General features: G+C 70.7%; 5 protein-coding genes. 2 read left to right on the top strand and 3 right to left on the bottom strand.

The window, feature by feature from the left end; genetic code table 11:
* Positions 1 to 287 precede the first annotated feature (287 nt).
* Positions 288 to 1,166 carry an SMP-30/gluconolactonase/LRE family protein gene (locus BN1056_RS07855; RefSeq protein ID WP_210580221.1) on the top strand — a complete coding sequence of 293 codons (879 nt, stop codon included), beginning with the start codon at positions 288 to 290 and terminating at the stop codon, positions 1,164 to 1,166.
* A 57-nt stretch (positions 1,167 to 1,223) separates the two neighbouring features.
* Here the strand turns inward: BN1056_RS07855 and BN1056_RS07850 are convergent, their stop codons facing one another.
* The gene (locus BN1056_RS07850) at positions 1,224 to 1,832 is read right to left on the bottom strand and encodes a DUF1269 domain-containing protein (RefSeq protein WP_210580220.1); all 609 of its coding nucleotides are present in this window, start codon (positions 1,830 to 1,832) and stop codon (positions 1,224 to 1,226) included.
* Positions 1,833 to 2,124: 292 nt separating this feature from the next.
* On the opposite strand from BN1056_RS07850, the gene BN1056_RS07845 reads away from it, so the two are divergent.
* Complete coding sequence (locus BN1056_RS07845) at positions 2,125 to 3,396, top strand: hemolysin family protein (protein WP_210580219.1); 1,272 nt, start codon at positions 2,125 to 2,127, stop codon at positions 3,394 to 3,396.
* A gap of 69 nt (positions 3,397 to 3,465) precedes the next feature.
* Here the strand turns inward: BN1056_RS07845 and BN1056_RS07840 are convergent, their stop codons facing one another.
* Entirely contained in the window at positions 3,466 to 3,963 is a 498-nt protein-coding gene (locus BN1056_RS07840) for a TspO/MBR family protein (protein WP_210580218.1), read from the bottom strand.
* A 169-nt stretch (positions 3,964 to 4,132) separates the two neighbouring features.
* Positions 4,133 to 4,458 (bottom strand): nucleoside/nucleotide kinase family protein (locus BN1056_RS07835; protein ID WP_483297523.1); only part of this gene is annotated, 326 nt, incomplete at its 5' end.

Genomic DNA, 4,458 nt, shown 5'->3' with positions numbered 1-4,458 from the left:
GGGCGGCGCGGGCCGCGTGCCGGCGTCATTGGCAGAGGGAGTCATGGGATCCTCGGAAGGCGAGATGCGGAGTGGGTATCCGCCTTCACGGTAGGCCCCGCCGTGCCCCGACGGCGCCGCAGTCCAACCGGCGGACGTGCCCCGCGCGGTGGCCCAGTGCCGGCGCGCTTTTGCACCCCGTGCGGCGCGCTTCGCACGGCGGCGCTGTCCGTGTGCGTCGCTTTGCGCCTTGATATCTCGCCTCGCGCCCTGCCGACAGGCCCGTCGTCCGCGCATAGCCTTACCCCATGCGAGCGCAACGCATCACCGACTCCATCGCCTATCACGCCGAGGGACCCTGCTGGTGGGAGGCCACCGGCCGACTCCGCTTCGTGGACATGCTCGCCGGCGCCGTCGTCGAACTGGACGAGGCCGCCCCGGGCGGGCACCGCCGTCTACCCGTCGGCTCCGCCGTCGCCTCGGTGATCCGGCCCCGCGTCGGCGGCGGCGCAATCGTCGCCACGGAGCACGGGATCTCCCTGTCCCGCCGCGAGGATCTGGCCGACCTCGCCCCCGCGGCCACGCTGTTCACCGACCCGGCCGTGCGCACCAACGAGGGCGGCTGCGACCCGGGCGGCCGCTTCTGGATCGGCACCATGCCGTATGCGAAGACGCCCGGCGGCGCCACCATGTACCGGTGGGACGGCCCGGGCGCCGCCCCCGTCCGCGCCTGGGGTGGCGCCACCATTTGCAACGGACTCGGCTTCTCCCCCGACGGCGGCACCACCTACTGGACGGACACGCCCACCGGCACCGTCGTCACCATGGACTACCGGCCCGACGACGCCGACCGCGGTGGCCTGACCGACCCGCGCCCCTTCGTGTCTATCGACCCCGCCGCCGGACACCCGGACGGCCTCTGTGTGGACGCCGACGGCGGGGTGTGGGTCGCTCTGAACGGTGGTGCGGCCGTGCACCGTTACGCCCCCGACGGCGCCCTGGACGCCGTCGTCGAGCTCCCGGTGCGGCAAGTGACCGCCTGCACCTTCGGTGGCGACGACTACGCGACCCTGTTCATCACCACCTCCCGCGAGGACCTGCCCGACGACGTCGAGCCGGCCGCCGGGTCGATCTTCGCCGTCGCGCCGGGCGTGCGCGGACTGGCGCCCCTGCCCTTCGGAAGGTAGAGCAGGGGCGCGCTCGCCGCGGGCGGCACAGGTCGTGAGTCGGCCGTCGGCCGGGCTTCAGCCCTTGCGGTGGAAGCGTTCCTTGAGGCGTGCGATGCGCTCGTCCCAGTTCTCCCTGCGCTCCTGGCGCCGCTCCTCGCGCATCACCCGCGTCGCCTCGCGGTGGGCGGCCTTGGCTGCCTCCTGCGCGGCCTCCAACTCCGCCAGTACCTCTTCCGCGGGGCGCCGCACCACCACGCCGTCGAGCGGGGCGACCAGCCCGTCCAGCACCTCGGGCGCGTACTCGCGGGCCTCCGCGAAGATCGCCGTCGTGCCCGCGGGCAGGCGTGAGCTGAACTCCCCGATGGCGGTCTCGGCACGGTTGACCCGTTCGACGTCGACGAAGCCTCCCGCCAGGGCGCCGGCGCCCCAGCCCAACAGCATTCCCAGCGGCCCGCCCAGAATGCCGACGACCATGCCGATGAGCCCGCCGGAGAAGGCGCCGTCACCGATGCGGGCGTCCTCTCCCTCGGCCAAATGCAGGTGCCCGTCCGGCTCCCGTTCGGCAATAATGGCCGCCGGTACGACGATTCTGTTCGCCTGCGCGGCCTGGCGGATGTCGCTGAGCGCCTCATATGCCTTACTGGACTCCGCGAAGGTCACCACGATGAAATTGTGCGCGGTCATGATGCTGACTCCTGCCTGGTAGTGGTTGGTGATCCCGCTGGGGGATCGTTGACGAGGAAAGTAAACAGCTCCGACCCCGCTAACTCACCGGGTTTTGAGCCCCGTTCAGGCAACTCGTATGGTTTTCCTGGCCGCGACTAAGAGCTGTTTGAGGCTACTGTCATGTGTTTTAATGTGTGCGATCAGAAAACGCCGGGTCGAAGCGGTGACTCATGGCGATTCAAGCAACCTATTGGCGGCCATTGGGGGAGTCGGCAGAAACTCCGCAGCCGACGTCGCAACAATTGCGAGCGTGGACCCATTGCTGCGCAACTGCCTGCTGGTAGTACTGTTCATCCTCGTCGGCGCCTGCTTCTCCGCCGCCGAAATGGCGCTGGTGTCTCTGCGGCCCACCCAGATCGAGGAGTTGGCCGGGCGGGGCGGCGCCGGGAGGACCGTCAAGCGGCTCACCGCCGACTCCAACCAGTTCCTGTCCGCCGTCCAGGTGGGCGTGACCATCGCCGGCTTCTTCTCTCCCTCCTTCGGGGCGGCGCAGATCGCGCCCGCGTTGGCACCCGCTCTGAGCGCATTAGGCGTCGGACGAGCGGCGGCCGCGTCTATCGCATTCGTCGTCGTCACGCTGCTGATCGCCTACCTGTCGGTGGTGGTAGGAGAGCTGGTGCCCAAGCGGATTGCCATGCAGTCGGCCCAGACCGTGGCGCTGCTGGCGGCCCGCCCGCTCGCGGCCATCACCACCGCGCTGCGGCCGGTGATCTGGCTGCTGGGCGTGTCCACGAACGCCCTGTTGCGGGGGTTGGGTTGCAACCCGGCCGCGCGGGAGGAGTCCGTCGGACTGGGGGAGTTGCGCGCCCTGGTGCAGGCCCAGGAGAGTCTCGGAGCCGAGGAGCGGCGCATGGTGCTGGACCTGCTGGCGGTGGGTGAGCGGACGGTCGCGGAAGCGATGACACCGCGCACCGAGGTTGAGTTCGTCGGTGCGAACCTGTCCGTCGCACAGGCGCGCGCCTCCCTGGCCGGGCTGGAGCACTCCCGCTACCCGGTGCGCCGGGGCCGGGATGACGACGACGTCGTCGGCTATGTGCACCTGCGGGACCTGATCGCGCCCGCCGACGATTCGCTGACCGTCGACGCGCTGGCCCGAGAGCTTCTGCTGCTGCCGGCGAGCGTGCCCATGGTGTCCGCGCTCACCCAGATGCGCGCGGCCCGCGCCCACATCGCCCTGGTGGTGGACGAGTATGGGGGCACGGACGGGATCGTCACCCTGGAAGACCTCGTGGAGGAGTTCGCCGGGCAGATAACGGACGAGTACGACCGCGAGGAGCCCGCCGTCATACGCCGCGGTGACGCCACTGTCATCGGCGGTCTGGCCACCCGCGCCGAGGTGGCCCGGGCGCTGGGGCGCGAACTGCCCTCCGGCCCCTTCGACACCCTCGGCGGCTTCATGATGCTCGAACTGGGGCGGATGCCGCGCGCCGACGACGTCGTCGCCTGGGACGGTCTGCGCCTGCGGGTGGTGGCCATGGACGGCCGCCGGATCGCCCGCGTCGAGATCGTCTCCGCGCGGTAATGCCGAGACGCCTGAGACGGGCCGGCCTCCCCGGGAGCCCCGCTCGACGTCGTCGTGGGGCGCGGCGGCTCAGTCGTTCAGCTTCCAGACGGCGCAGGACAGGGCGGTGGCGAAGGCGGTCCAGGCCGGGTACGGCGCCAGGGCGATGCCGCGCATCTTGCTGACCTTGGAGACGCGGCGAGTCAGATCCGCCGAACTGGCGGCGAGCACCCCGGCCCAGGCGGCGGAGAGCATCGGCTGCTGGGCCCGGAAGAAGGCCCAACTCCAGCCACCGTTGAGTGCGAGGTTCGCGACCAGAGCCGTCAGGAAGCGCTTGGCCTCCTTGCTGGTGCCCGTGAGTTCCCCCGCCTCCCACAGATCGGCCAGGGTGAGCCCGGTGGTCAAGGCGATATCCGTGTACAGCGTGGTCCAGGCGATTGGGAAAGCCACATTCGGTGGATTCCAGTCCGGCTTCTTGAGTTTCTTGTAGTACTCGCCGCCCGGGTCGGAGGCGGCGGTGCCGACGGCGGCGGTCACCGCGACCAGTGCGGACGTGGTCAGCAGTGCCTTCATCTTGAAGTGGGTCATTGGAATGCTCCTCCTTCTGCGGCGGACGCCCGACGTTCCAGGCATCGCTGCGGCGAGGCTATTGACCCCGGATGGGGGTGGACTCGATGCGGGCGCACAAGTGGGCGGCAAGGCGCCGACCGCATACGGGGGAGCGTCTGGGGAATGGCTGAGGCGCGGCCGCGCCGGCTCAGGCGTCCACCGCTTCGGCTGGCTCCAGTCGCCAGATCTCATCGCAGCGGTGCGCGCAGGCCGTCACCAGGCGGGCGTTGGGCACGTCCACGGTGCGGACCCAGTGCGCGGCGTCGGCGGCACTGCGGCCGAAGCTCTGGTGCCGGGCCACCAGGCGACGCACCAGTTCCGTCTCGGGAACGTCGAGGAGAACGAGCAGGTCGATCCGGGCACGGATGTCCTCCCAGCCGCCGGAGTCCAGTGCCAGGTAGTTGCCCTCGGTGAGCACGACGCCCGGCCCGTGTACCAGCGTCCCCGCCGCCACCGGCTCGTGCAGGTCCCGCC

The organism is Actinomyces succiniciruminis (assembly GCF_900002405.1).
Taxonomy (GTDB): domain Bacteria; phylum Actinomycetota; class Actinomycetes; order Actinomycetales; family Actinomycetaceae; genus Actinomyces; species Actinomyces succiniciruminis.
The sequence above is the reverse complement of the archived record's forward strand: the minus strand, read 5'-3'. Positions and strand labels throughout refer to the sequence as shown.

What these genes read in the sequence shown, in the direction of transcription:
- BN1056_RS07850 (WP_210580220.1), bottom strand. Translation starts at nt 1,832, where the DNA reads ATGACCGCGCACAATTTCATCGTGGTGACCTTCGCGGAGTCCAGTAAG.
- BN1056_RS07840 (WP_210580218.1), bottom strand. Translation starts at nt 3,963, where the DNA reads ATGACCCACTTCAAGATGAAGGCACTGCTGACCACGTCCGCACTGGTC.
- BN1056_RS07855 (WP_210580221.1), top strand. Translation starts at nt 288, where the DNA reads ATGCGAGCGCAACGCATCACCGACTCCATCGCCTATCACGCCGAGGGA.